The sequence below is a fragment of the Extibacter muris genome (assembly GCF_004345005.1).
Lineage (GTDB): Bacteria > Bacillota > Clostridia > Lachnospirales > Lachnospiraceae > Extibacter > Extibacter muris.
On record NZ_SMMX01000044.1, the window covers coordinates 1 to 1,458 of the forward strand.

Annotated in this window: 1 protein-coding gene; it reads right to left on the reverse strand. The window is 46.6% G+C overall.

From position 1 onward, the window contains the following. Positions 1 to 90 precede the first annotated feature (90 nt). On the reverse strand, positions 91 to 1,203 hold the full coding sequence (locus tag E1963_RS19105; protein ID WP_132281669.1) for a tyrosine-type recombinase/integrase: 1,113 nt from the start codon (positions 1,201 to 1,203) through the stop codon (positions 91 to 93). Positions 1,204 to 1,458: the final 255 nt, after the last annotated feature.

A 1,458-nucleotide genomic window follows, 5' to 3' on the forward strand; every position in this document is an offset into this window, starting at 1 on the left:
AGAGCTCAATACTCTGCGGCTGCAAGGCTGCTTTCCGTGGGATTAGCAGGTTTTTCTGCCCTCTGACGGCTCTATTTGACGGCGCATAGTTTACAGGCCGCTTAACTTGTTCATATTTTCTCGTTTCAGTTCCAGAGAAGAATGGACATAACGCTCCAGGGTAATCCGCGGGCTCGAATGTCCGAGGATCTCCGACAGGCTTTTGAGCTCAAACCCGACTTCCACACAGCGCGTGGCAAAGCTGTGGCGCAGCGTATGGAAGTGTACGCCATCCAATCCGCAGGCTTCTGCATATTGTTTCATGCGGTACTGCAGCATACGCGGTTCCATATATCGGCTTTCTTCCCCCGTTAATATATAGGACGCCGGATTATCTGATTTCCATAACCTGCAGAGTGCCGTGATATCCTGATTCAATGGAATGATCCGTGATGAAGTGCCGCTTTTGGGATTGCCGATAACAATTGATGTCTTTCCATCTTCTGCATGCTCTGTGGCTCTCAGGCGCTGCATCGTTTTGCGGACCTGGATCGTCTCGTCCTGAAGCGAGATATCCGCCCATGTCAAAGCGCACAGTTCTCCAAGCCTTAACCCGGTGGATAATGCGAGAAACACGCCGAATTTGCAGGTATCCATGTCAGCGAGCAGATATGACTTGAAGCGCCGCTGCTCTTCACAGGACAGGACCCGCATTTCCTTTGGCTCTTCCTTCGGGTATACGATATCCACGGATTTCAGGGAACCGTTCTGCTTTTGGACATAATTTAATACAGAATGGAGTACAACAAGGATATCCTTCACTGTCTTAGGGGACAGGTTTTTTTTATGAAGCAATCCATAGCTGAACTGTTCTATTTGAACTTCTGATAATATCTCCGCCTGGCGCTTTCCAAATTCCGGCTTGATATGTTTTTCCAGAATAGTCCCATATTTCACAAAGGTGGACTTTGTTACCTTGCTCCTTTTTAGCAGAAGCCATTCGTCACAATAGCACGCAAAGGTCTTTTTTCCGCCTTTCTCCGATGCGGACTGGTAATCTGCCAGACCCGCCTTCGCCCTGGTAACTTTCTCTTTCGCCTCGCCATAAGTCTTCCCATAACAATACCCATAACGGGCTATGCCGCCGTATGCGTCCTTTTTGAGATACCGTGCCTCCCAACGTCCATCCTTTCTTTTATAAATATTTTCTCCTTTTTTGCTCATGATAAAAGAACCTCCTTTTTATTGCTTCCATTCTACTGATTAACATAAGAGTTTTTCAGAAGCCGTCAACATTGACGGCAGTTCTGACGGCGTTAAAGTTTTCCGCAGCGCCTGTTGAAAGAATGCAAAGCTGAAATTCCATGATAAAAGTACGGAGATTAGAAGAATATCCGAAAAAAAGACCCGAATACGCCGATAGGCACTTGAAATCCATCGGTATCTGTAGTAATCTTAATGCATGGAGTATTGAGCTCT